General features: G+C 71.1%; 21 protein-coding genes. 10 read left to right on the top strand and 11 right to left on the bottom strand.

Annotation, left to right across the window (positions count from 1 at the left end):
• The first annotated feature begins 14 nt into the window (after positions 1-14).
• A complete protein-coding gene (locus BN159_RS24305; RefSeq protein WP_015659644.1) occupies positions 15-650 on the top strand; it encodes a maltokinase N-terminal cap-like domain-containing protein in 636 nt (211 codons plus the stop codon).
• A gap of 30 nt (positions 651-680) precedes the next feature.
• Entirely contained in the window at positions 681-1,670 is a 990-nt protein-coding gene (locus BN159_RS24300) for an aldo/keto reductase (protein WP_015659643.1), read from the top strand.
• 152 nt (positions 1,671-1,822) lie between these two features.
• Here the strand turns inward: BN159_RS24300 and thpR are convergent, their stop codons facing one another.
• From thpR to BN159_RS24285, 3 genes are read right to left on the bottom strand one after another with little or no spacing between them, the layout of a single operon-like run.
• Entirely contained in the window at positions 1,823-2,395 is a 573-nt protein-coding gene (gene thpR / locus BN159_RS24295) for an RNA 2',3'-cyclic phosphodiesterase (RefSeq protein WP_015659642.1), read from the bottom strand.
• Between the two features lie 24 nt (positions 2,396-2,419).
• The gene (locus tag BN159_RS24290) at positions 2,420-3,769 is read right to left on the bottom strand and encodes an MFS transporter (protein ID WP_086016453.1); all 1,350 of its coding nucleotides are present in this window, start codon (positions 3,767-3,769) and stop codon (positions 2,420-2,422) included.
• Positions 3,770-3,797: 28 nt separating this feature from the next.
• Positions 3,798-4,235: a MarR family winged helix-turn-helix transcriptional regulator gene (locus tag BN159_RS24285; RefSeq protein WP_015659640.1), complete on the bottom strand. Its 438-nt coding sequence runs from the start codon at positions 4,233-4,235 to the stop codon at positions 3,798-3,800.
• 154 nt (positions 4,236-4,389) lie between these two features.
• Here BN159_RS24285 and BN159_RS24280 point away from each other — a divergent pair, with 154 nt between their 5' ends.
• Positions 4,390-4,572, top strand: a complete 183-nt coding sequence (locus tag BN159_RS24280) for a ribbon-helix-helix protein, CopG family (protein ID WP_015659639.1) — start codon at positions 4,390-4,392, stop codon at positions 4,570-4,572.
• 33 nt (positions 4,573-4,605) lie between these two features.
• On the opposite strand, the gene BN159_RS24275 is transcribed toward BN159_RS24280, so the two are convergent.
• Positions 4,606-6,006 carry an NCS2 family permease gene (locus tag BN159_RS24275; RefSeq protein ID WP_015659638.1) on the bottom strand — a complete coding sequence of 467 codons (1,401 nt, stop codon included), beginning with the start codon at positions 6,004-6,006 and terminating at the stop codon, positions 4,606-4,608.
• 118 nt (positions 6,007-6,124) lie between these two features.
• On the opposite strand from BN159_RS24275, the gene BN159_RS24270 reads away from it, so the two are divergent.
• The gene (locus BN159_RS24270; RefSeq protein WP_015659637.1) at positions 6,125-6,391 is read left to right on the top strand and encodes a DUF2530 domain-containing protein; all 267 of its coding nucleotides are present in this window, start codon (positions 6,125-6,127) and stop codon (positions 6,389-6,391) included.
• 128 nt (positions 6,392-6,519) lie between these two features.
• Positions 6,520-8,913 (top strand): cation-translocating P-type ATPase, encoded by a 2,394-nt coding sequence (locus BN159_RS24265; protein WP_015659636.1) that lies wholly within the window; start codon positions 6,520-6,522, stop codon positions 8,911-8,913.
• An 81-nt stretch (positions 8,914-8,994) separates the two neighbouring features.
• Here the strand turns inward: BN159_RS24265 and BN159_RS24260 are convergent, their stop codons facing one another.
• The 4 genes from BN159_RS24260 to BN159_RS24245 all read right to left on the bottom strand — a co-directional run bounded on the left by BN159_RS24260 (position 8,995) and on the right by BN159_RS24245 (position 15,238).
• The gene (locus tag BN159_RS24260; RefSeq protein ID WP_015659635.1) at positions 8,995-9,903 is read right to left on the bottom strand and encodes a hypothetical protein; all 909 of its coding nucleotides are present in this window, start codon (positions 9,901-9,903) and stop codon (positions 8,995-8,997) included.
• 149 nt (positions 9,904-10,052) lie between these two features.
• Positions 10,053-10,913: a DUF5707 domain-containing protein gene (locus tag BN159_RS24255; protein ID WP_041819785.1), complete on the bottom strand. Its 861-nt coding sequence runs from the start codon at positions 10,911-10,913 to the stop codon at positions 10,053-10,055.
• A gap of 177 nt (positions 10,914-11,090) precedes the next feature.
• Positions 11,091-14,195: a sacsin N-terminal ATP-binding-like domain-containing protein gene (locus BN159_RS24250; protein WP_041821807.1), complete on the bottom strand. Its 3,105-nt coding sequence runs from the start codon at positions 14,193-14,195 to the stop codon at positions 11,091-11,093.
• 116 nt (positions 14,196-14,311) lie between these two features.
• The gene (locus tag BN159_RS24245) at positions 14,312-15,238 is read right to left on the bottom strand and encodes a DUF3027 domain-containing protein (RefSeq protein ID WP_015659632.1); all 927 of its coding nucleotides are present in this window, start codon (positions 15,236-15,238) and stop codon (positions 14,312-14,314) included.
• A 273-nt stretch (positions 15,239-15,511) separates the two neighbouring features.
• On the opposite strand from BN159_RS24245, the gene BN159_RS24240 reads away from it, so the two are divergent.
• From BN159_RS24240 to BN159_RS24225, 4 genes are all read left to right on the top strand, one after another.
• Entirely contained in the window at positions 15,512-16,936 is a 1,425-nt protein-coding gene (locus BN159_RS24240; protein WP_015659631.1) for an MFS transporter, read from the top strand.
• A 61-nt stretch (positions 16,937-16,997) separates the two neighbouring features.
• The gene (locus BN159_RS24235; protein ID WP_015659630.1) at positions 16,998-17,486 is read left to right on the top strand and encodes a hypothetical protein; all 489 of its coding nucleotides are present in this window, start codon (positions 16,998-17,000) and stop codon (positions 17,484-17,486) included.
• A gap of 23 nt (positions 17,487-17,509) precedes the next feature.
• A complete protein-coding gene (locus BN159_RS24230; RefSeq protein ID WP_015659629.1) occupies positions 17,510-18,127 on the top strand; it encodes a futalosine hydrolase in 618 nt (205 codons plus the stop codon).
• A complete protein-coding gene (locus tag BN159_RS24225; RefSeq protein ID WP_015659628.1) occupies positions 18,124-18,963 on the top strand; it encodes a 1,4-dihydroxy-6-naphthoate synthase in 840 nt (279 codons plus the stop codon). Before BN159_RS24230 ends, BN159_RS24225 begins: the two co-directional genes overlap by 4 nt.
• A 17-nt stretch (positions 18,964-18,980) precedes the next feature.
• Here BN159_RS24225 and BN159_RS47485 read toward each other — a convergent pair whose 3' ends face one another.
• Complete coding sequence (locus BN159_RS47485; protein ID WP_015659627.1) at positions 18,981-19,364, bottom strand: cold-shock protein; 384 nt, start codon at positions 19,362-19,364, stop codon at positions 18,981-18,983.
• 165 nt (positions 19,365-19,529) lie between these two features.
• Here BN159_RS47485 and BN159_RS24215 point away from each other — a divergent pair, with 165 nt between their 5' ends.
• Entirely contained in the window at positions 19,530-19,778 is a 249-nt protein-coding gene (locus tag BN159_RS24215; protein ID WP_041819783.1) for a hypothetical protein, read from the top strand.
• Here BN159_RS24215 and BN159_RS24210 read toward each other — a convergent pair.
• Together BN159_RS24210 and BN159_RS24205 are read right to left on the bottom strand one after the other, a co-directional pair.
• On the bottom strand, positions 19,757-20,404 hold the full coding sequence (locus BN159_RS24210; protein WP_015659625.1) for an HAD family hydrolase: 648 nt from the start codon (positions 20,402-20,404) through the stop codon (positions 19,757-19,759). The genes BN159_RS24215 and BN159_RS24210 overlap by 22 nt on opposite strands.
• 23 nt (positions 20,405-20,427) lie before the next feature.
• Positions 20,428-21,390 (bottom strand): hypothetical protein, encoded by a 963-nt coding sequence (locus tag BN159_RS24205; RefSeq protein WP_015659624.1) that lies wholly within the window; start codon positions 21,388-21,390, stop codon positions 20,428-20,430.
• Positions 21,391-21,434 lie beyond the last annotated feature (44 nt).

Raw genomic sequence — 21,434 nt, 5'->3', positions numbered from 1 at the left:
ACAGAATCCGCCGCATGGCGATCATTCATCACACCACCCTCAAGCCCTCCAAGGTCGAACTGCTCGCCGAGTGGCTGCCCACCCGCCCCTGGTATGTCGGCACCGGAACCCCGGAGCTGACGAAGGCCGGTGGCTTTCGGCTGGACGATCCGGCGGGTGAGGTCGGGATCGAGTTCATGGTGGCGGCGGATGGGGACGGAGTCGCCTACCTCGTCCCGCTCACTTACCGCGGCGCCCCACTCGACGGCGCCGAGGACACCCTCATCGGCACCATGGAGCACGGCGTGCTGGGCAAGCGCTGGGCCTACGACGGCACCCACGACCCCGTGCTGGTCGCCGAGTTGCTCGCGCTGATCGAGGGCCGCGCCCAGGCGCAGGCGCAGAGCGTCGACAACACCCCGGACCATGAGATCGCCCGCTCCTGCACGGCCACCGGCGAACTCCGGGCCCACGGACCGGCCGCGGACGACGAGACCGGCACCGACCTGACCACCGCCGACGGTTCCGTCCTCCGTCTGCACCGGCGGCTCGGCGGGACCGACCTCCCGCCCTCCGACGCGCTCGGGCATGTCTCCGGGCACTGGACCGCGGCGGACGGCACCCCGGCCCGTGCCGTGTTCGTCGTCCTGCGGCCCGGCTCCCTTGCCTAGAGTCCACTCCACGCCGTTGGCTGGTGAACCATGGAGTACACGCAGCTCGGACGTACGGGACTCAAGGTCAGCCGACTCGTCCTCGGCACCATGAACTTCGGACCGCAGACCGACGAGGCGGACAGCCACGCGATCATGGACGCGGCGTTGGACGCGGGGATCAACTTCTTCGACACGGCCAATGTGTACGGCTGGGGCGAGAACAAGGGCCGTACCGAGTCGATCATCGGCAGCTGGTTCGCCAAGGGCGGCGACCGCCGCGACAAGGTGGTCCTCGCCACCAAGGTGTACGGCAACATGGGCGCCGACGGCCCGGCCTGGCCCAACCACGACAAACTCTCGGCGCTGAACATCCGCCGGGCCGTGGACGCCTCGCTGAAGCGGCTCGGTACGGATCACATCGACGTCTACCAGTTCCACCACATCGACCGGGACACCCCGTTCGAGGAGATCTGGCAGGCCATCGACGTCCTGGTGCAACAGGGGAAGATCCTCTACGCCGGGTCCTCCAACTTCCCCGGTTACAAGATCGCCCAGGCCAACGAGACCGCCGCCCGCCGCGGCTCGTACGGGCTGGTCAGCGAGCAGTGCCTGTACAACCTGTACGAGCGGCGCGCCGAGATGGAGGTCATCCCGGCCGCGCAGGACTACGGGCTCGGAGTGATCCCCTGGTCACCGCTGCACGGGGGGCTGCTCGGCGGCATCATCAAGAAGGAGGCGGAGGGCGGGCGCCGCGCCTCCGGCCGAGCCGCCGACACCCTCGCGGACCCGGCGGCCCGCGCCCGGCTCCAGTCGTACGAGGACCTGCTGGACAAGCACGGCGTCGAGCCCGGCGAGGCGGCCCTGGCCTGGCTCCTGACCCGCCCCGGCGTCACGGGCCCGATCGTCGGCCCGCGTACGGCAGACCAGCTCGCCTCGGCGCTGCGGGCAGCAGAGCTGGAGCTGAGCGAGGAACTGCTGACGGGCCTGGACGAGATCTTCCCGGGCCCGGGGCCGTCCCCGGAGGCCTTCGCCTGGTAGCGGGAGGCGTGGAGGGGGCGCCCCGGTGCGGGGCGCCCCACTCACTCCTCGCACTACTTACCGAGGGCCGCCGCCAAAGCCACGACGACGAACATCAGCACAAGCACACCGGCCATGATCCGGTTCCGGGTTTTCGGGTCCACACAACGAGCCTAACCGGCCGCCCCGAGCGGCCAGCGGGCGACCGCCTCGTACCGGGGCTGCTCCCCCGGCACCCCGGACCTCGGCAGGCTGCTGCGCATCAGCACCAGCTCCGCCACCGTCCAGCTGCGCCCGCTGAAGTCGTCCAGGGTCGCCAGATACTCCCGCACATCCACCGCGTGCCGACTCCGCGCCACCGTCAGATGCGCCTTGTACCGCCGATGCTCCCCCATCGCCACCCCCGCCTTCCGCCCCGCGGCCTCCGCCCGGTCGGCCAGCAGCCGCATGGTCGCCGCCGCACCGTCCGCGCCCACCCACAGCGCCCGCCCATGCCCGAACTGCCCGCCCCCGCGAAGGGCCAGCGGAAAGGCCTCGGTACGGTGCGCGACGCGCGCGAGCCGGTCCGACAGGTCCGGTACGGCGTCGTCGTCGACCTCGCCGTAGAAGGCGAGGGTGAAGTGCCACCCGGGGCGGCCGGTCCAGCGCAGCGCATCCGCACCGGGCAGCGTCTTCAGCCGGTCCACCTCAGCGGCCAGCTCGCGCGAAACGTCCTCCGGCAGGAGCAGCGCGGCGAAAAGTCTCATGCCCTCAGTCTCACCGCCACACCCCTACGCCACCGTCGCCAGTTGCTCCCGCTCCCTCGGTACGAAGCGGACCACCGGATGCCCCCGGTTCCAGCCCACCGTCAGGCGGAGGTTGCCGACTCGGGCCAGGACCAGGCCGATCACGGCCGCCGCGAGCGCGGCGATCGCGCCGCCCGCTGCCAGGCCCGCTCGGACGCCGTACGCGTCGGTGATCCAGCCTGCGATGGGGGCTCCCAGAGGGGCGCCGCCCATGAAGACCATCATGTAGAGGGACATCACGCGGCCCCGCATCGCCGGGTCGGTGCTGAGTTGGACGCTGCTGTTGGCGGTGACGTTGACCGTCATGCCGAACATGCCGATCGGGGCCATGAGCAGGGCGAACAGCCACAGGGAGGGGGCCAGGGCCGCCACTATCTCCAGGGTGCCGAAGGCCACCGCGCCCGCAACCAGGACCCGGAACCTGGCGGTGCCGCGGCGGGCTGCCAGTAGGGCGCCTGAGAGCGAGCCCACCGCCATCAGGGTGTTGAAGAGGCTGTAGGAGCCGGCGCCCGCGTGGAAGACGTCGTCGGCGAAGGCGGAGAGGTAGACGGGGAAGTTGAAGCCGAAGGTGCTGACGAACCCGACCAGGACGATGGTCCAGATCAGCTCCGGGCGCCCGGCGACGTACTGAAGGCCCTCCCGCAGCTGGCCCTTGGCGCGCGGGGAGCGCTCGACGACGTGCAGGTCACGGGCGCGCATCAGCAGCAGCCCGGCGATCGGCGCGACGAACGACAGGCCGTTGAAGAGGAAGGCCCAGCCCGTGCCCACGCCCGTGATCATCAGGCCGGCCACCGCAGGGCCGACCAGCCGCGCGGACTGGAAGTTCGCCGAGTTCAGACTGACCGCGTTCTGGAGCTGGTCACGTCCGACCATCTCGGTGACGAAGGTCTGCCGGGCGGGGTTGTCGATGACCGTCGCGAGGCCCACGGCGAAGGCGGCGACGTAGACGTGCCAGACCTCGACGTGTCCGGTGAGGGTCAGGAAGGCCAGGGCCAGGCCCGTCAGCGCCATGGCCGTCTGGGTCACCAGCAGCGTGGGGCGCTTGGGCAGGCGGTCGACCAGGACGCCGCCGTAGAGGCCGAAGAGCAGCATCGGGAGGAACTGGAGGGCCGTCGTGATGCCGACGGCCGTCGCGGAGCCGGTGAGGCTGAGCACCAGCCAGTCCTGGGCGATGCGCTGCATCCAGGTGCCGGTGTTGGAGACGACCTGCCCGATGAAGTACAGGCGGTAGTTGCGGACGCTCAGCGAGCTGAACATCGAGGACTTCGCAGTAGAGGACTTCGTAGTAGGGGGGTGTGGTGCGGGGGCGGAAGCTGCTCCGGGTCCCGTACTCAAAGGGGGTCGCCTCCTTCGTAGACCTTGCTTACAGGTGCGCGAGCTTCTCCAGCACGGGGGCGGCGGCGCGGAGTTTCGCCCACTCGTCCTCGTCCAGGCCGTCGACCAGGGCGGCCAGGAAGGCGTTGCGCTTGGCGCGGCTCTCGGCGAGCATCGCCTCGGCCTGTTCCGTCTTCGTGACGACCTTCTGGCGCCGGTCCTCGGGGTGCGGCTCCAGGCGGACCAGACCCTTGCCCTCCAGCAACGCCACGATGCGGGTCATCGACGGCGGCTGGACATGCTCCTTGCGGGCGAGCTCGCCCGGGGTGGCCTGGCCGCAGTTGGACAGGGTGCCGAGCACCGACATCTCGGTGGGGCTCAGCGACTCGTCGACCCGCTGGTGCTTGAGTCGACGGGAGAGCCGCATGACAGCGGATCGCAGGGAGTTCACGGCGGCAGCGTCGTCGCCATGGGTAAGGTCCGGCATGTTGTTTAGGTTAACTCATTACCCTGACTAAAGACCACTCGGGGCGCGCCCGGATGCCCGTGACCCTGACCACTGAACCCTGCCATCACCCATATGAGTGAGCCACGTCCGGAAAGCGACCCGCGGCCCGGCCGCCTGAGGTGACCCTCGACGCATGGGGACCAGCGTGCTCAGCCTGCGGATCGACGGGGAGCTGCTCGAACGGCTCCGGCACCATGCGGCCAAAAGAGGAATGAGCGTCCAGGACTATGTGGTCCGGACGCTCATTCGGGACGACTTCGACGAGCGGTTCCAGACCGCCGTCGAGGAGACGGAGAAGTTCTACGGCGTCACCTGACGCCCGCGGCTCAGGTCGGACGACGCCCGCGGCTCAGGTCAGGCCCAGCGCCGGCATCAGGTAGTAGAAGGTGAAGACGGCGGCCACGACATACATCGCGGCGGGGATCTCCTTGCCCCGCCCGGCCGCGAGCCGCAGCACCACGAAGGTGATGAAGCCCATGCCGATGCCATTGGTGATCGAGTAGGTGAACGGCATCATCACCATGGTGATGAAGGCCGGGATCCCGATCGTGTAGTCGGCCCAGTCGATCTCCTTGACGGAGTTCGCGAGGATCAGGAAGCCGACCGCGAGCAGCGCCGGCGTGGCCGCCTGCGACGGGACCATGGTGGCGACCGGCGTCAGGAACAGCGCCGCGGTGAACAGGCCGCCGGTGACGAGGTTGGCGAAGCCGGTGCGGGCGCCCTCGCCGACGCCGGCCGTGGACTCCACGAAGGCCGTGGTGGCCGAGGAGGAGCTGGCACCGCCCGCCGCGACCGCGAGGCCGTCGACGAAGAGGACCTTGTTGATACCGGGCATCTGGCCCTGGGCGTCGGTCAGCTTGGCCTCGTCGGAGACGCCCATGATCGTGCCCATCGCGTCGAAGAAACACGACAGCAGGACCGTGAAGACGAACAGGATGCCGGTCAGCATCCCGACCTTGTCGAAGCCGCCGAACAGGCTGACCTCGCCGACCAGGCCGAAGTCGGGGGTGGCGACCGGGTTGCCGGGCCACTTCGGGGTGGTCAGACCCCAGGAGGGGATGTCCGCGACCATCTCGATGATCACCGCGACGACGGTCATGGTGACGATCGAGATCAGGATGGCGCCGGAGACCTTGCGCACGATGAGCGCGAGCGTCAGCAGCGCGCCCAGGACGAAGACCAGCACCGGCCAGCCGTTGAGGTGACCGTCGCTGCCGAGCTGGAGCGGGACGGTGGTCTGGGCGGCGTCCGGGATGCGGGAGACGAAGCCGGAGTCCACCAGACCGATCAGCATGATGAACAGGCCGATACCGATCGAGATGGCCTTGCGCAGCCCGAACGGCACCGCGTTCATCACCCGCTCGCGCAGCCCCGTGGCGACCAGCAGCATCACCACGAAGCCCGCCAGGACCACCATGCCCATGGCATCCGGCCAGGACATCCGGGGCGCGAGCTGGAGCGCGACCACCGAGTTCACCCCCAGGCCCGCGGCCAGCGCGATCGGCACATTGCCGATGACACCCATCAGGAGGGTGGTGAAGGCCGCCGTCAGCGCGGTGGCGGTGACCAGCTGGCCGTTGTCGAGCTGGTGGCCGTACATGTCCTTCGCGCTGCCCAGGATGATCGGGTTCAGCACGATGATGTAGGCCATCGCGAAGAAGGTGGCGAAGCCGCCACGGATCTCACGGGGCAGGGTGCTGCCGCGTTCGGAGATCTTGAAGTAGCGGTCGAGGGCGCCGGATGCGGGCATGTGCTTGGTGGTTCCTACGAAGAGAAGTGGTCAGACACAAATCGTTTCAGTATGAACATATAAAGCCGCGAACAGCCATCTCCGCGCGTAGACCGGAAAGCCTCGTAAGCTGTCCCGCATGGCCGGATTCTTCACGGGACCCATCAAGCACGAGGCGCCCGAGCCCCTGGAGGGGCCCGTCGTCCCCACCATCGTCGGCGGCACGATCATCTGGTTCGTCCTCTTCCTGGTCCAGCTGCCGTTCTACGGCTGGTTCGACGACCACGGGCACACCTGGTGGCTGTGGACCTGCCTGGCCGGCGCCGGGCTCGGCCTGATCGGCATCTGGTACGTCCGCAAGCGGGACGCCGCCATCAAGCGGGCCGCCGCCGCGGCGGCGCAGTAGCCACGGCGTCTCAGTGGCCCACGGCGTACAACCACGGCACCATTTCGCCCCGTTGCCCGTCCTCCCCAGGTCGGATCTTCCGCGCACTCGGCGGGTGAAGCCGTAAATCCGCACGTACCGTCGAATGCATGACGCACATCGACGCGGGCACCGAAGTCGATTCCGAACGCGCGCTGCCCGCTTTGGTGGGTACGGGCGGACTCACCGCCGCCGAGGTGGCCGAACGGGTCGCGCGGGGGCAGGTCAACGACATCCCGGTGCGCAGCAGCCGGTCCATGGTCGAGATCGTCCGGGCCAATGTCTTCACCCGGTTCAACGCGATCATCGGCGTGCTCTGGCTGATCATGCTGTTCGTCGCGCCGATCCAGGACAGCCTGTTCGGCTTCGTCATCCTCGCCAACACCGGCATCGGCATCATCCAGGAGTGGCGCGCCAAGAAGACCCTGGACTCGCTCGCCGTGATCGGCGAGGCCCGGCCCACCGTGCGACGCGACGGGGTGGCCGCCGAGGTGACCACCGCCGAGATCGTGCTGGACGACCTGATCGAGATCGGGCCGGGCGACAAGGCCGTCGTGGACGGGGTGTGCGTCGAGGCCGACGGTCTGGAGATCGACGAGTCGCTGCTCACCGGGGAGGCCGACCCGGTCGTCAAGCGGCCCGGGGACCAGATCCTCTCCGGTAGCTTCGTGGTCGCGGGCGGCGGCGCCTTCCAGGCCACCAAGGTGGGCCGCGAGGCCTACGCCGCCCAGCTCGCCGAGGAGGCCAGCCGCTTCACCCTGGTCCACTCCGAGCTGCGCTCCGGCATCTCCACCATCCTCAAGTACGTGACCTGGATGATGATCCCGGCCGCGCTCGGCCTGGTGGTCACCCAGCTCGTCGTGAAGGACAAGGACCTCGACGACTCCATCGCCCGTACCGTCGGCGGCATCGTCCCCATGGTCCCCGAGGGCCTGGTCCTGCTCACCTCCGTCGCCTTCGCCATCGGCGTCATCCGACTTGGCCGAAAACAGTGCCTCGTCCAGGAACTCCCCGCCATCGAGGGGCTCGCCCGCGTCGACACCGTCTGCCTCGACAAGACCGGCACCCTCACCGAGGGCGGCATGGACGTCACCGAGCTGAGGCCGCTCGGCGGCCAGGACGAGGAGTACATACGCAGGGTGCTCGGCGCCCTCGGCGAGTCCGACCCCCGCCCCAACGCCTCCCTCCAGGCCATCATCGACGCCTACCCCGACACCGAGGACTGGCGCTGCACCGAGTCGCTGCCCTTCTCCTCCGCCCGCAAGTACAGCGGCGCCACCTTCAGCGAGGGCAACGGCGAGTCCAGTACGTGGCTGCTGGGGGCGCCCGATGTGCTGCTCGCCCCCGACGACGGCGCCCTCGCCGAGACCGAGCGGCTCAACGAACAGGGCCTGCGCGTCCTGCTCCTCGCCCGCACCGCACGCGACCTGGACGACTCCGAGCCCGCCGTGGACGCCAAGCCGGCCGCGCTCGTCGTCCTGGAGCAGCGGCTGCGGCCCGACGCCGCCGACACCCTGCGCTACTTCGCCGAGCAGAACGTCCGGGCCAAGGTCATCTCCGGCGACAACGCCGTCTCCGTGGGCGCGGTCGCGAACAAGCTCGGGCTGATGGGGACGACCGTCGACGCCCGCTCCCTGCCGCGCGACCGGGACGCGATGGCGACGGCCCTCGACGAGGCCACGATGTTCGGGCGCGTCACCCCGCAGCAGAAGCGGGACATGGTGGGCGCGCTCCAGTCCCACGGGCACAACGTCGCCATGACCGGCGACGGCGTGAACGACGTCCTGGCCCTGAAGGACGCCGACATCGGCGTGGCCATGGGCTCGGGTTCGGAGGCCACCCGCGCGGTGGCGCAGATCGTGCTGCTCAACAACAGCTTCGCGACGCTTCCTTCGGTGGTCGCCGAGGGGCGGCGGGTCATCGGGAACATCACCCGGGTCGCCACGCTGTTCCTGGTGAAGACCGTGTACTCGGTGCTGCTGGCGGTGCTGGTGGTGTGCTGGCAGGTGGACTACCCGTTCCTGCCCCGGCACTTGACGCTGCTGTCCACGCTGACCATCGGTGTCCCGGCGTTCTTCCTCGCTCTCGCACCCAACAAGGAGCGGGCGAAACCGCACTTCGTACGGCGGGTGATGCGGTACTCGATCCCGGGGGGCGTGGTGGCGGCGGTCGCGACGTTCCTGACGTACTTGATCGCCCGTCACTCTTACGTGGGTGAGGGCGCGCTGGACGCGGAGACCAGTGCGGCGACGCTGACGTTGTTCCTGATCTCCATGTGGGTGCTGGCGATCATCGCGCGGCCGTACACGTGGTGGCGGGTGGCTCTGGTCGCGTCCATGGGGCTGGGGTTCGTGCTGGTGCTGGCGGTGCCCTGGCTCCAGGAGTTCTTCGCGCTGAAGCTGGTGGGGGTGACGATGCCGTGGATCGCGGTGGGGATCTCGGTGGTGGCGGCGGCCGCCCTGGAGTTCGTGTGGAAGTGGGTCGACCGCCGGTTCCCCGCGTGAGCTGAGCTGGGGGGCGCGTTGTTGGCTGCGGGCCCGGTGGGGCTTGTCGCGCAGTTCCCCGCGCCCCTTGGCGAGTTCCTCTTACTGGACGTCTATGAAGTCGCCCTTGGCGCTCACGCCCGCCGTGCTCGTGATGCCCGCGTACGTGAAGCGGTAGTAGCCGTCCTCGACCGCCGTGACCGTCGTCTTCAGGGCGCCGTCCGTGGTGGTCTGGATGCCCTTGACGTTGGTGTACGCCGAGGTGCCCGCCTTGCGGAACTGGAGGGTCACCTTCTGGCCGCTGGGCATGCCCACGTACTTGTTGCTGTCCCAGCTGGCGCGGGTCAGCTTGCCGGTGACCGTGATGGTCTTGCCCTTCTGCACCGGCTCCGGCGAGGCGTTGACCGTCAGCCTGGACACGCGCTGGACCAGCGTGCTGCCGAGGTCGCCCTGGTCGGCGTAACCGACCTTGGTGATGTCGTAGTTCTCGCCGAGCGGGTCCTGGCCGTTCTGCGCGAGCGCGAGGGCCGCGCCCTTCCAGGTGCCGGCGTCGGAGTTCACCAGCTCGCCCTCGGACGGGTAGATGTCGATCTTGCCGGTGCAGTTGGCGACGGTGTCCGAGGTGGCGGTGCAGGTGGCCGGGTTGTTGCCGAACAGCATGTTGTCGGGGGCCGTGAAGGAACCCTTGTAGATGTAGGGGCCGGTGGCGAAGTCCGCGGCCTTGATGTCGATGTCCGCGGCGTGGGTCATCGTGTAGGTGACCGTCGTCGAGACCCGCTCGCTCGCGCCGACCTTGACCGTCTTGGCGATCTTGAAGTTGGAGAAGGTGACGTCCATGTCGTACGGGGCGTCCGCGCGGGTGCCGAAGGCGCTCTTGGCGTGGGCCGCACGGACCTTCGCGACGTCGGCGCGGTAGGCGGAGCCGGAGTCGTCGGCCTGCGCGGCCGGCACGGCGAAGGCGGACAGGGCCAGGGCGCCGGAGACGGCGGCCACAGTGGCGCGAATACGCATGCGTTCCCCAAATGGTCGTGAAGGGAGCCTGGATGCTCCACATGATCAGAGGGGCGCGAGGGGCGTTCGGTTGCCCCGCACACCCCCAAAACGCGGACGTCCGGCCCCGGATGGCTTCCGGGGCCGGACGTCGAGCGATCGAGCGGTGCTTACTGCACGTCGACGAAGTCACCCGTGGCGTTGACCGCCGCGGTGCTCGTGATGCCCGCGTACGTGAAGCGGTAGTAGCCGTCCGTGGAGGCGGTGACCGTGGTCTTCAGGGCGCCACCCGAGAGGGTCTTGATGCCCTTGACGTTGCTGTAGGTGGTGCTGTCCTTCTTACGGAACTGAAGCACGACGCTCTGGCCGCTGGGCATGCCCGAGTAGCCGAGGGTCTCCCAGTTGGCGCGGGTCAGCTTGCCGGAGACCGTGATGGTCTTGCCCTTCGCCACCGGCTCCGGGGAGGCGTTGACCGTCAGCTTCGCCGCGCGCTGGACCTTGTGGGTCTTGTAGAAGTCGTTCAGGTAGATCTCGCCGTCGTTGGACAGCGCGGCCGCGGTGACGTGCCAGTTGCCGGCCAGCGAGTTGAACAGCAGGTTGTCGTACGTGCTGGCCGTGATGGTCAGCTTGCAGTTCGACGTGGTGGCGCTGACCGCGGTGCAGGTGGCGGCTTCCTCGTTCGGCGGGAAGTAGCCGTCGATGTCGTTCACCGGGTCGGTGCCGTGCCACAGGTCGATGTACGCGTCCGCGATGCCGCTCGCGTGCGTGGCGGTGAGGGACACGTTGAAGGTCTTGACGGTGGTGGTGCCGAAGACGAGGTTCTTGCCCGCGTTCACCGTCACGTTGGAGACGGTGGGCACGTCGGCGGCCGTGCTGAACGCCGACTTGGCGGACGAGGCGCCGAAGCGCTCGGCGACGCTCGGCTTGTCGATGCTCGCGGCGTCCCGCGAGTCGGCCTGCGCGGCCGGGACAGCGAGGGCGGACAGGGCCAGGGCGCCGGAGACGGCGACCACAGTGGCTCGCATACGCATGTTTTCCCCACGTGGAGAGGGGCCCCGACGGTGGTCGTTCCCTACGGCTCGTCGTCCGGTCGGGGCCCAAGTGATCGTGGAGCCTGTTGGCTCGCATGATCAGATCTGTGACGCATGCGAATGGTTGTACGTCGTACGAAGATTTTGTGCGGAAATTCTTGAGGCCGGGTGAGGCCCTCAGTCGAACCAGCGGTCCCGGGCCAGTTCCCGGGTCCGGGACGGGTCCTCCAGCAGCGCCGCCACCTCGAAGCGGCGCGGCCACTGCCCGGCCGCCCAGGCGAGGCCCGCGGCGACGCCCTCCAGGGTCGCGGCGTGCAGGACGCCGTCGTCGGTGAGCCGCCAGTCGATCTCCACGCCGTCCACGACGAGTTCCTCGTGCTCGACGTACGAGGACGGCGTCCGCGGACCCAGCAGCACCGCCACCGACTCCGGTACGTCGTGCTCGGTGCCCTCCGAGTCGACCTCGCCCGTGACGGACTCGCTCAGCCGCCGCACCTGGAACAGCTCGGCCAGCTCGGCGGCGCGCGCCGGCCGTACCGGGAGCAGCGGGACGCCCTCGGTGAAGGGGAGCAGGTCGGGCGAGTCGACGACCACGGCGTCCGCCGCGTCCACCACCTCGACCCGGCCGTCGACCACGGCCCGCAGCTCGTCCGGCAGCGTCACCTGCTCGGGGTCGAGGTCGGCCAGGGAGCCGTACAGGGCGTGCAGTTGGGCGCCGGTCACCTGGCGTTCGGGGTCGGCGAGCCGGTCAAGGAGTTCCGCGGCACCGCCGGGTTCGTCGAGCAGGGCCGCCACCGATGTCCGCACGCCCAGCGCCCGCAGCACCTGTTCGTCGTCGAACCCGGTCGCGTCGGCCTCGTCGTACAGGCCGCGCAGCAGCGGGTCGCCGCCGGCGGCGAGGAGACCTGCGGGGCGGCGGCCGTCGAGCACCGGGTGCCCGCGCAGCCACCAGGCGGTGTAGGGCCGTACGACCTCGTGCGTGCCATCCGGGAGGAGGATGCGGACCTGCTGGGTGAGGGCGTCCCGGAGCGGGGGCTGGGCCAGGAGAGCGAGGGCCTGGGGCCACTTGTCGTCGTCGACCAGATCCAGGTCGCGTACGGCGATCAGTTCGGTGGCCACCGGCGGCACCGGGGTGTCCGGGAAGCGGTCGAGGATGTCCTCGCTCCAGACGTCCACGGCGTCCAGCAGTCCGGCGTCGTCGGGCTCGGCGAAGTCGCCTTCGCGGGGCTCCAGTTCGTCGGGGTCGAGGACGACGTCCGTGGCCCGGACGAGCGCGAAGCCGGCCAGCACTCCGCAGGCCGCCAGGGGCTGTTCGCCCCACTTGTCGGCCAGTTCGGCGTCCACGGCGGCGAGTTCGCCCTCGCGCATGACCTGGTGGAAGGGGCTGCCGGGCAGGACCAGTTCGCCCGCGGGGGCCAACTCCCCCTCCTCGTCGGGCAGGGCGAGCGCGCCGAGCCAGGGCTCGTCGCCGGGTTCGAGGTCGGCGTCCCGGACCAGGGCCAGCACGGTGTCGGCCAGCTCCTCGGCATCCAGCGTGTCCTGCTCCCAGTCCAGTCCGCCCTCGTCGTCCAGGGAGGCGGCGACCGCGGCCCGCACCTGCGGGGTGGTCAGCACGGCGCGCGGGGTGGCGGGCAGCGCGCCGAGCTTCTCCAGCAGCGGGTGGGCGGCGTCCGGGTGAGCGACCTTCAGACCGAGCCGGGCCAGCACCTCCGGTTCGATCCCGGCGCCTTCGACGGAGGGCAGCAGGATCTGGCGGGGGCCGATCGTGGTCCGCCCGTCGGCCAGCGGCACGGGCAGCCCGGTGAGCCGGTCGGGGTCGACGCCGGCGAGGCTGTCGTAGAGCCGCCGCCACCAGCCGGGGTCCTTCTCCAGACCGGCCAGCCGGTCGACGGCGTCGGTCAACGGCACCCGGGCCACGCCGAGCGTGCGCAGCTCCACGCGCCGTTCCAGACCGGCGGGCAGCAGGGTGGGCAGCACCTCGGCGAGGACCTGTACGGTCTCCGCGCCCGCGCCTTCCACCACCTCCGCCTCCCGGGGCCGCAGCGACTCGGGGAGATCGTCGGTGGCCTCGGCGGCCGGCGGGAGGAACGCGGTGCGCGGCAGCCGCTCCAGGATCGCCGCCCGCAGCGCCCCGTCCAGCTCGCCCTTGCCGAGCGGCCCCGGCACCAGGTCGATGATCCCGGCGGTCACCGGCCGCCACTCGGCGAGCATCCCGGCGTAGGCGTCGGCGGCGCGCTCCACCAGGAAGTCGGTCAGCGGGCCGGGCGCCGCGTGCCGCCGGGTGGTGTCCAGCGGGAAGGACGCGATGAGCAGCGCGGGCACCCCGAGGGCCTCGTCGCTGGGCGTCGGGGCGTGCACGACGGGACTGATGCGCGGCCGGATGGGCGCCCCCTCCGCGTCGGCGGGCACGGCCCAGGTGACCGACCAGTGCGGCCGCAGCCGCTCCTCCACCGGCCGGTCGGCCAGCAGCTCGGGGGTGAGCGGACCGTGCGCGACGGCGGTGCGCCAGTGGGTGATGCCGTCCCGCGAGTCCTCCACGACGGTGAAGACGCCGTCGGTGCGACGGCTGACCGTGCGCACGCTGTCGGTCTCGATGACGACCTCGGTGAGCCCGGGCAGGGCGAGCAGGAGGGCGTCGTCGACGGCGTTCAGGAGCCGTTCGGCGAGGTCGGCGGCGGCCGTGTCGCGCAGCGGCAGGATGACGGCCGTGTCGTAGGGGGCGGGGGCGGTGCCCTCGGCGGCGAACGGGAGCCTCAGCAGCGGGACGTGTCCGTCGCGGCGCCGGATCTCGTCGCCGAGGCCGGGGCTGTGCCGGGCGGTGTCGGCGGCGAACTCCCGGGCCTCGGCCAGGGACCAGCGGACGCCGCCGTGCCGGCCGACCACGGCGGGCTCGTCGGTGACGGAGAGAACGGCGGCGAAACCGACGCCGAAGCGGCCGATGGACGGCGTGTCGCGTTTGGCGGAGGCGCGGAGCGTGGAGAGCGACTCGACACCGGCGGCGTCCAGCGGGGCGCCGGTGTTGGCGGCGACGAGGACGCCGTCGCGCAGGGTGAGCCGGAGCCGTCCGGGCACGCCCGCGCGGGCGGCGGCGTCGGCGGCGTTCTGCGCGAGCTCCACGACGAGGCGGTCCCGGTAGCCGCCGAGGACGAGGTCCTCCTCGGCGTTGGCGTCCTCCCGGAACCGGGCCGGGCTGGTGGCCCAGGCGTCCAGCACCCCACGCCGCAGCCGGGCCGTCCCGAACGGATCCGCACCCTCGACGGCCGGCCGCACGAACTTGCTCACGTTCACTCCACTCATCGCCGGCCGCCGCTGTGTCCGGTGCGGGTTGGTTGGCGCCGGGCAGGCTGAAATTTACCTGCCGCGCCCTGCGAGTGACCCGAGTCCGGCCCCGGGCAAACCTACGAGTGGCCGAGATCCGCCGCGTCCTCGTCCGACACCGCCGGTACCGAACCGGAATCCGACGCCGGGCGCAGCGGGAAGGGGTCCACCGTCGTCTCGTCGATCACCGGTGCCGCCGGCTGCGGGGGCTTGGGCATGACGGCCGCCTCGGAGTGGCCGCCGCAGCCGTAGGTCAGGGAGACCACGCGGCCGTCCGCGGGGGCGAACTCGTTGGCGCAGACGCCGAAGGCCTGGCCCAGGGAGCCGCCCAGCGGCATCAGGAAGCCGCAGCTGACACACGCGGCGGGGGCGGCCTGCGCCATCGGGGTCTTGGCGCCGAACGACTCCTCCCAGCGGTCGGCGGCGACATGGAGGCCGTAGCGGGACAGGACCCGGGCCCGGCGCATGCCGAGCTCCTCGGCGACCGCGGCGATCGAGCCACGGGTCGGGGCGACCGGGAGGTTCGCGGGGGCCCCGCCGGTGACCTCGGCGTCCTCCGCCTCGACCAGTTCGGCCATCTCGTGCGAGACGGGCGAGCTGGGTACCGGCTCGTCCTCGCCGGAGTAGCCGGGCTCCAGGCGGAGGTCCTCGGCGTCGGTGGGCAGGAGGTCGCCGGGGCCCATGTCGCCGGGGCGCAGCCGCTCGCTCCAGGGCACCCACTCGGGCGCGAGGAGGGCGTCCGGTCCTGGGAGGAGCACGACCTCGTCCAGGGTGACGATCTTCGCGCGGGAGGCCCGGGCCACGGTGACGGCCCAGCGCCAGCCGCGGTAGCCGAGTTCCTTGCACTCGAAGAAGTGCGTGACGACCCGGTCGCCCTCGGAGACCAGCCCCGCGTGCTCCCCTACGACGCCGGGAGCGGCGGCCTCCTCGGCGGCGGTGCGGGCGAGGTCGATCGCCTCGGCGCACAGGCGGTCGGGGGTGCGGCTTCGCGTGGTCGCTGCGCTCACAGGTATCGCTTCTCTCCTACGCCGTCTCTCTGGTGCGGCTGCCTGAAGGCGGCGGGGCGGGCGGACGGAGCGGACCGTGGGACCGCGTCGACGTCCGCGCCCCCTCGCACTCGGGCGCACCTGTCACCATCCATTCTGCGGGATGGCCGAGATACGCACGCTACCTGCTCACCGGCGCTCGGCCTACACCGACGGTCGCAAACCACTGACAAAGCCGCGCCCATACGCGCGGTAACCGCACTACGCAGGCCCATCTCGGGGCACTATGACGTCGTGGCAGCCGCGCGGACGCCTCAAGGAGCCACCGGGGTCGGTGGGGACAGGGGCCGCAGTCGAGGCGGCGGTTCGGGCCGAGTCGGCGGTGCCGTCCGCTCCGTCGGACGTGCCCTGCATCTTCCGGTCACCGGCACCGCCCGCGGCATCCGCAAGGCGACCCACGCCCAGGGCGCCGGCGAGTCGGGCCTCGGCAAGCTGATCGAGCTGCACGGGGTGAACGGCGCCGGGGACATGATGATCACCGTCGCCCTGGCCTCCACCGTCTTCTTCTCCGTCCCGACCGACGAGGCCCGGGGCCGGGTCGCCCTGTACCTCGGCATCACGATGGCGCCGTTCACGCTGCTGGCCCCGGTGATCGGGCCGCTGCTGGACCGGGTGCCGCACGGGCGCCGGGCGGCGATGGCGAGCGCGATGCTGGCCCGCGCCTTCCTGGCGCTGATCCTGTCCGGCGCGGTGATCACCGGCAGCCTCGGCCTGTACCCGGCCGCCCTCGGCGTCCTGGTGGCGTCGAAGGCGTACGGCGTGGTCCGCAGCGCGGTCGTGCCCCGGCTGCTGCCGCCCCGCTTCTCGCTGGTCAAGGCGAACTCCCGGGTCACCCTCGGCGGGCTGCTCGCCACCGCGGTGGCCGCGCCGATCGGCGCCGGGCTCCAGGCCATCGGAGCGAGATGGCCGCTCTACGGCGCCTTCGTGATCTTCATGGTGGGGACGTTCCTGTCGTTCACGCTCCCGCCCAAGGTCGACTCGGCCAAGGGCGAGGACACCGCGCTGCTGGCGGCGGACGCCCAGCATCTGCACGGACCGCATCTGAAGCCGGTCAAGCGGCCGGGGCTGCGCACGGTCGGCACCGCCGTCACCCACGCCCTCGGCGCCAACGCCGCGCTGCGCTGTCTGTCCGGCTTCCTGATCTTCTTCCTCGCCTTCCTGCTGCGCGAGCATCCGCTGGCCGGGCAGAGCGCCGCCGTGTCGCTGGGGATAGTGGCCGTCTCGGCCGGAGTGGGCAACGCCTGCGGTACGGCGGTCGGGGCCTGGCTGAGATCACGCGCCCCGGAGATCATCATCGTGGTCGTCGTGGCCTGTGTGCTGGCCGCCGCGATCATCGCCGCGGCCTTCTTCAGCGCCGCCCTGGTGGCCGTCCTCACCGCGGTCGCCGGGTTCTCCCAGGCGCTGTCCAAGCTGTCCCTGGACGCGCTGATCCAGCGGGACGTGCCGGAGCTGGTCCGCACGTCCGCCTTCGCCCGCTCCGAGACGCTGCTCCAGATGTCCTGGGTGCTCGGCGGCGCCATCGGCATCGTGCTGCCCCTGAACGGCGCCCTGGGCCTGTCCGTGGGCGCCGCCATCGTCGCCGCCGGCTGGCTCACCACGGTCCGCGGCCTGATCAGCTCGGCCCGGCACAGCGGCACCCCGCGCGCGAGGGTGGCATAACGCGCGGCACGCCGTACCCCCACGTAAAGAGAGCGCAGGACGCGCCCGATAGCCTTCGCCCATGACCACGCTGCAATCCGCACTGCGACGCCGCCGCGCCGTCGCCGCCGCCGGCGCCGTTTCCGCCGGACTGCTCGTTCTGTCGGCCTGCGACAAGCCGACGCCGATGGCCACAGTCACGGTCGGTTCGTCCTCGGTCAGCGAGGAGGCCACCTGCGGTGGCGAGGGCAAGGCCCTCAAGACCGCGGACCTGACGGAGTGCCTGAAGGACACCGACATCAAGTCCATCACCGTCGACCCGGACGAGACCGTGCGCATCGGTGTCGACCCGGACATCGCCGACAAGCGTTGGACGATCCTGATGAACGGCCAGCCGATCAGCGACGACTTCGACAAGACCTACGTCACGATCCCGGGCAGCGTGTTCTTCAACGCCCAGTACGGCGCGCAGGGCAGCTCGACCCTCGTCTCCATCAAGGCCGGCGACGGCAAGAAGCAGAGCCAGACGGTCACCGGTCTGTGGTCCTTCAAGCTGAAGAAGGACGACTGATCGCGCCCCTGGCACGCATCCTCGTGGCCACCGCGGTACCCGCCGAACGGGACGCGGTGGCACGGGCGTTCCCGGGTGACGTGCTCGCCGTGGGAGTGGGCCCGGCCCGCGCCGCCGCCGGCACCGCCACGGCCCTCGCGCAAGCCCCGTACGACCTGGTGATCTCCGCCGGGATCGCCGGCGGCTTCGCCCCGTACGCCCCCGTCGGTTCCCTCGTCGTCGCCGACGAGATCACCGCCGCCGACCTGGGCGCCGAGACCCCCGACGGCTTCGTGCCGGTCACCGAGCTCGGCTTCGGCACCGTCACCCACCGCCCGCCCGCCGATCTCGTACGGGAGATCGCGACCGCGACCGGCGCCCCGGCCGGCGCCGTGCTCACGGTCTCCACCGTGACCGGCACCGCCACCCGCGCCGCAGCGCTGCGCGAGCGCCATCCCACCGCCCTCGCCGAGGCCATGGAGGGCTTCGGTGCCGCCGAGGCCGCCGCCGCGCACGGCGTGCCCGTGCTGGAGATCCGGGCGGTCTCCAACCCGGTCGGCCCCCGCGACCGTGCCTCCTGGCGCATCGCGGACGCGCTGGCGGCGCTGACGGAGGGCTTCGGGAAGCTCACGCCCGTACTGGAGAGTTGGAAGTCGGTATGAGCCTGAAGATCGCCTACTCCCCCTGCCCGAACGACACCTTCGTCTTCGACGCCCTGGCCCACGGCCGCGTCCCCGGCGCGCCCGAGCTGGACGTGACGTTCGCGGACATCGACATCACCAACGGCATGGCCGAGCGCGGTGAGTTCGACGTGCTGAAGGTGTCGTACGCGGTGCTGCCCTACGTCCTGGACCGGTACACGCTGCTGCCCTGCGGCGGAGCGCTCGGCCGGGGCTGCGGGCCGCTGGTGCTGACGCGGGAGGCGGGGATGGACCTCACCGGCCGTACGGTCGCGGTGCCGAGCGAGCGGTCGACGGCGTATCTGCTGTTCCGCCTCTGGGCCGCGGACACTTTGCCGGGCGGCGTCGGGCGGATCGTGGTGATGCCGTTCCACGAGATCATGCCGGCCGTGCGGGACGGGAAGGTGGACGCCGGACTGGTCATCCACGAGGCGCGGTTCACGTACCAGAACTACGGTCTGCACAAGCTCGCCGACATGGGCGAGCACTGGGAGCACACCACCGGGCTGCCCATCCCGCTCGGCGCGATCATCGCCAAGCGCTCCCTGGGCACCGAGCGGCTGACCCGGCTCGCGGAGTCGATCCGCGCCTCGGTGCTGGCCGCTTGGGACGACCCCGAGGCGTCCCGGCCCTATGTCATGGAGCACGCCCAGGAGATGGACCCGGCCGTCGCCGACCAGCACATCGGGCTGTACGTCAACGAGTTCACCGCGGGTCTCGGCGAGGACGGCTACGCGGCGGTCCGCGGCCTGCTCACCCGCGCGGCGGCCGAGGGACTGCTGCCGCCCCTCGGCCCTGGCGCGCTCGACTTCCCCTGAGAGCCTGAGAGGCGCGCCTATACGTCGAGTTGGTCGGCGACCGCGCGCAGCAGGCCGGCGATCTGCTTGCCGGAGGTCTTGTCGGGGTAGCGGCCCTTCTCCAGCATCGGGGTGATGTTCTCCAGCAGGGTCGTCAGATCCTGCACGATCGAGGCCAGCTCGTCGGGCTTCTTGCGCTGTGCCGCCGCGACCGAGGGCGTCGGGTCGAGAATCGTGACGGACAGCGCCTGGTCGCCGCGCTGACCGGCGACGACCCCGAACTCCACTCGCTGGCCCGGCTTGAGCGTCTCGACTCCGGCGGGGAGGACCGAGGAATGAACGAAGACGTCACCGCCGTCGTCGCGGGAGAGAAAGCCGAAGCCCTTCTCGCTGTTGAACCACTTGACCTTGCCGGTAGGCACGTCTGTCCTCGTCCTCGTACTCGTCGGAAAACTGCTTCGGAAAACGCCTCTTGATAGCACTCGGGCGGGTCGACCTCGACCCGCCGGTACCAAGGCTAATGGTCTTCGGGCGGGTGACAAGACGTCCCCCGGTTGTTCCTTCGGGCAGGGAACTACCCTGGTCCGGTGCGTGACAAAACCCAAACGAATTCCGCCGCGCCCGGTGACCGACTGATCCGAGTCGGCGGGGTCGTGTTCATCATCGGTGCCGTGGCCACAGTGGTCACGGTGGCCCCGCTGCTGCTCGGATCGACGCCTTTTCCGACGTACATGTTCGGGCTGAGCATGCTGATGGGCGTCGGATTCCTGATCGCGGGCGCGGGCGTCTTCCGGTCGATCGCGGCGGGACGCCGTCAGGCGCGGGCGGGCCAGTAGTCCGCGAGCCACGCCGGGAAGTGCGTGAGGTCGGCGAGGACGACGTCGGCGCCGGCCGCGCGCAGGGCGTCGGCGTCGTAGGGGCCGGTGGCGACGGCGAGCGCGAGTGCCTCGGCGGTGCGGGCGCCGCGTATGTCGCCCAGGTGGTCACCGACGTAGACCCCGGCGTCGTACTCGCGCAGCGCCTCCGCCTTCCGCTCCGCCCACAGGTCGCCGATCACCGCGTCGGGCCGGATGCCGAGGTGCTCCAGGTGCAGCTTGGCGTTCGGCTCGTACTTCGCGGTGACCACGATCGCCCGCCCACCGGCCTCCTGTACGGCGGTGACGGCCTCGGCGGCGCCGGGCAGCGCGGGCGTCGCGGCGATGGCGAACTCCGGGTACATGGCCCGGTACAGCTCGGCGATCTCGGTGAGCCGGTCCGCCGGGAACCAGTTGGCCAGCTCCTCCTCCAGCGGCGGCCCGAGCCGGGTGATCGCGAGGTCGGCGTCGACGTGGGTCCCGGTGCGCTCGGCGAGCGCGGTGTAGGTGGCGTGGATGCCGGGCCGGGAGTCGATCAGGGTCATGTCGAGGTCGAAGCCGACGGTGAGTGCGGGCACGGGGTTCGCGGTGGAGGCCATATGGGCCATTGTGCCCACCTCGTGCGGCGGGCCTACTTCTGCCTCTGTGACCGCCACACCAGATACAGCGCCGAGGCGACCGCGGCGCCCCGCACCACCCAGGGCCAGGTCTCGGCGATCGCGTCGTTCATCCCGCCGTCGACGATGGGCTCGCCCCAGCGGCCTTCGGTGCGGCCCCACAGCCACACGATGCCGGCGGTGGCCGCGAGCCCGGGGAGCACCAGGACGGCGCCCTTCTTCTCGGCGTCGGTGAGTCTGCGCGAGCCGTAGGCGAGGAGCCAGCCGAGGATCAGCACGATCAGGTTGCCGATGACGGCGCCGGTGAGCAGGAGCACGGCGGCGAGCAGCAGGAGGGGGTTCTGCCAGCTCTTGCGGGCGGGCAGGGCCAGCCCGAGCAGGCGTCGCCGCGCGGGGGCCTCCTCGGCCTCCTCCTCGTCGGCCCGCTCGACGACGGCGGGCGCCTGCTCGCGCTTCTTCTCCTCCTTCGGCGGTGGCGGCCGCAGCAGCTCGGGGATCTCGACCCCTCCGACGAACCCCGGGACCTCGTCCCCGCCTCCGAACGGACTGGACTCCACCCGCCACCAGTCGGGCTGAAGGGTGCTGTCGCCCAGCTCGTCCGCTCTGGCGAGGTGAGGCGGCGAGGGCACGTCGGCGGCCGGGGAGTCGGTCTCCGCGCGCCTGGGCCTCGGCACGATCCGCCGCGGCCGCTTCTCCTCCCCGTCCGGCTGTACGGGCACGGCGGCGGCCGGTGCCTGCGGCGCGCCCCCGGTGGCCCCGGCGGCGGTGACGACCTCGTCCGGGGTGCCCAGGCGGTCGATGATGCGGCGGACGGCGGCGGGACTGTCGACGGGGACCTTGGCGCGGCGCCGGTCAATCTCGTTGCGCAGCTCGGACACGAGCCGCATCCGGGTCGCCGATGGCAACTGCCGCTGCTGGGCCACGTCACCGACGCGGCTCAGATACTCGTAGACGACCTGATCGCTCTCAATACCCACGAAGTCCCCTCCGGGGTCGGAATGTTGAAACCCCGTCGGCACGA

This window comes from Streptomyces davaonensis JCM 4913 (assembly GCF_000349325.1).
Classification (GTDB): Bacteria; Actinomycetota; Actinomycetes; order Streptomycetales; family Streptomycetaceae; genus Streptomyces; species Streptomyces davaonensis.
The sequence above is the reverse complement of the archived record's forward strand: the minus strand, read 5'-3'. Positions and strand labels throughout refer to the sequence as shown.

What these genes read in the sequence shown, in the direction of transcription:
- BN159_RS24270 (WP_015659637.1), top strand. Translation starts at nt 6,125, where the DNA reads ATGGCCGGATTCTTCACGGGACCCATCAAGCACGAGGCGCCCGAGCCC.
- BN159_RS24260 (WP_015659635.1), bottom strand. Translation starts at nt 9,903, where the DNA reads ATGCGTATTCGCGCCACTGTGGCCGCCGTCTCCGGCGCCCTGGCCCTG.
- BN159_RS24280 (WP_015659639.1), top strand. Translation starts at nt 4,390, where the DNA reads ATGGGGACCAGCGTGCTCAGCCTGCGGATCGACGGGGAGCTGCTCGAA.
- BN159_RS24305 (WP_015659644.1), top strand. Translation starts at nt 15, where the DNA reads ATGGCGATCATTCATCACACCACCCTCAAGCCCTCCAAGGTCGAACTG.
- BN159_RS24300 (WP_015659643.1), top strand. Translation starts at nt 681, where the DNA reads ATGGAGTACACGCAGCTCGGACGTACGGGACTCAAGGTCAGCCGACTC.
- BN159_RS24210 (WP_015659625.1), bottom strand. Translation starts at nt 20,404, where the DNA reads ATGGCCCATATGGCCTCCACCGCGAACCCCGTGCCCGCACTCACCGTC.
- BN159_RS24265 (WP_015659636.1), top strand. Translation starts at nt 6,520, where the DNA reads ATGACGCACATCGACGCGGGCACCGAAGTCGATTCCGAACGCGCGCTG.
- BN159_RS24235 (WP_015659630.1), top strand. Translation starts at nt 16,998, where the DNA reads ATGACCACGCTGCAATCCGCACTGCGACGCCGCCGCGCCGTCGCCGCC.
- thpR (WP_015659642.1), bottom strand. Translation starts at nt 2,395, where the DNA reads ATGAGACTTTTCGCCGCGCTGCTCCTGCCGGAGGACGTTTCGCGCGAG.
- BN159_RS24255 (WP_041819785.1), bottom strand. Translation starts at nt 10,913, where the DNA reads ATGCGTATGCGAGCCACTGTGGTCGCCGTCTCCGGCGCCCTGGCCCTG.
- BN159_RS24275 (WP_015659638.1), bottom strand. Translation starts at nt 6,006, where the DNA reads ATGCCCGCATCCGGCGCCCTCGACCGCTACTTCAAGATCTCCGAACGC.
- BN159_RS24225 (WP_015659628.1), top strand. Translation starts at nt 18,124, where the DNA reads ATGAGCCTGAAGATCGCCTACTCCCCCTGCCCGAACGACACCTTCGTC.
- BN159_RS24285 (WP_015659640.1), bottom strand. Translation starts at nt 4,235, where the DNA reads ATGCCGGACCTTACCCATGGCGACGACGCTGCCGCCGTGAACTCCCTG.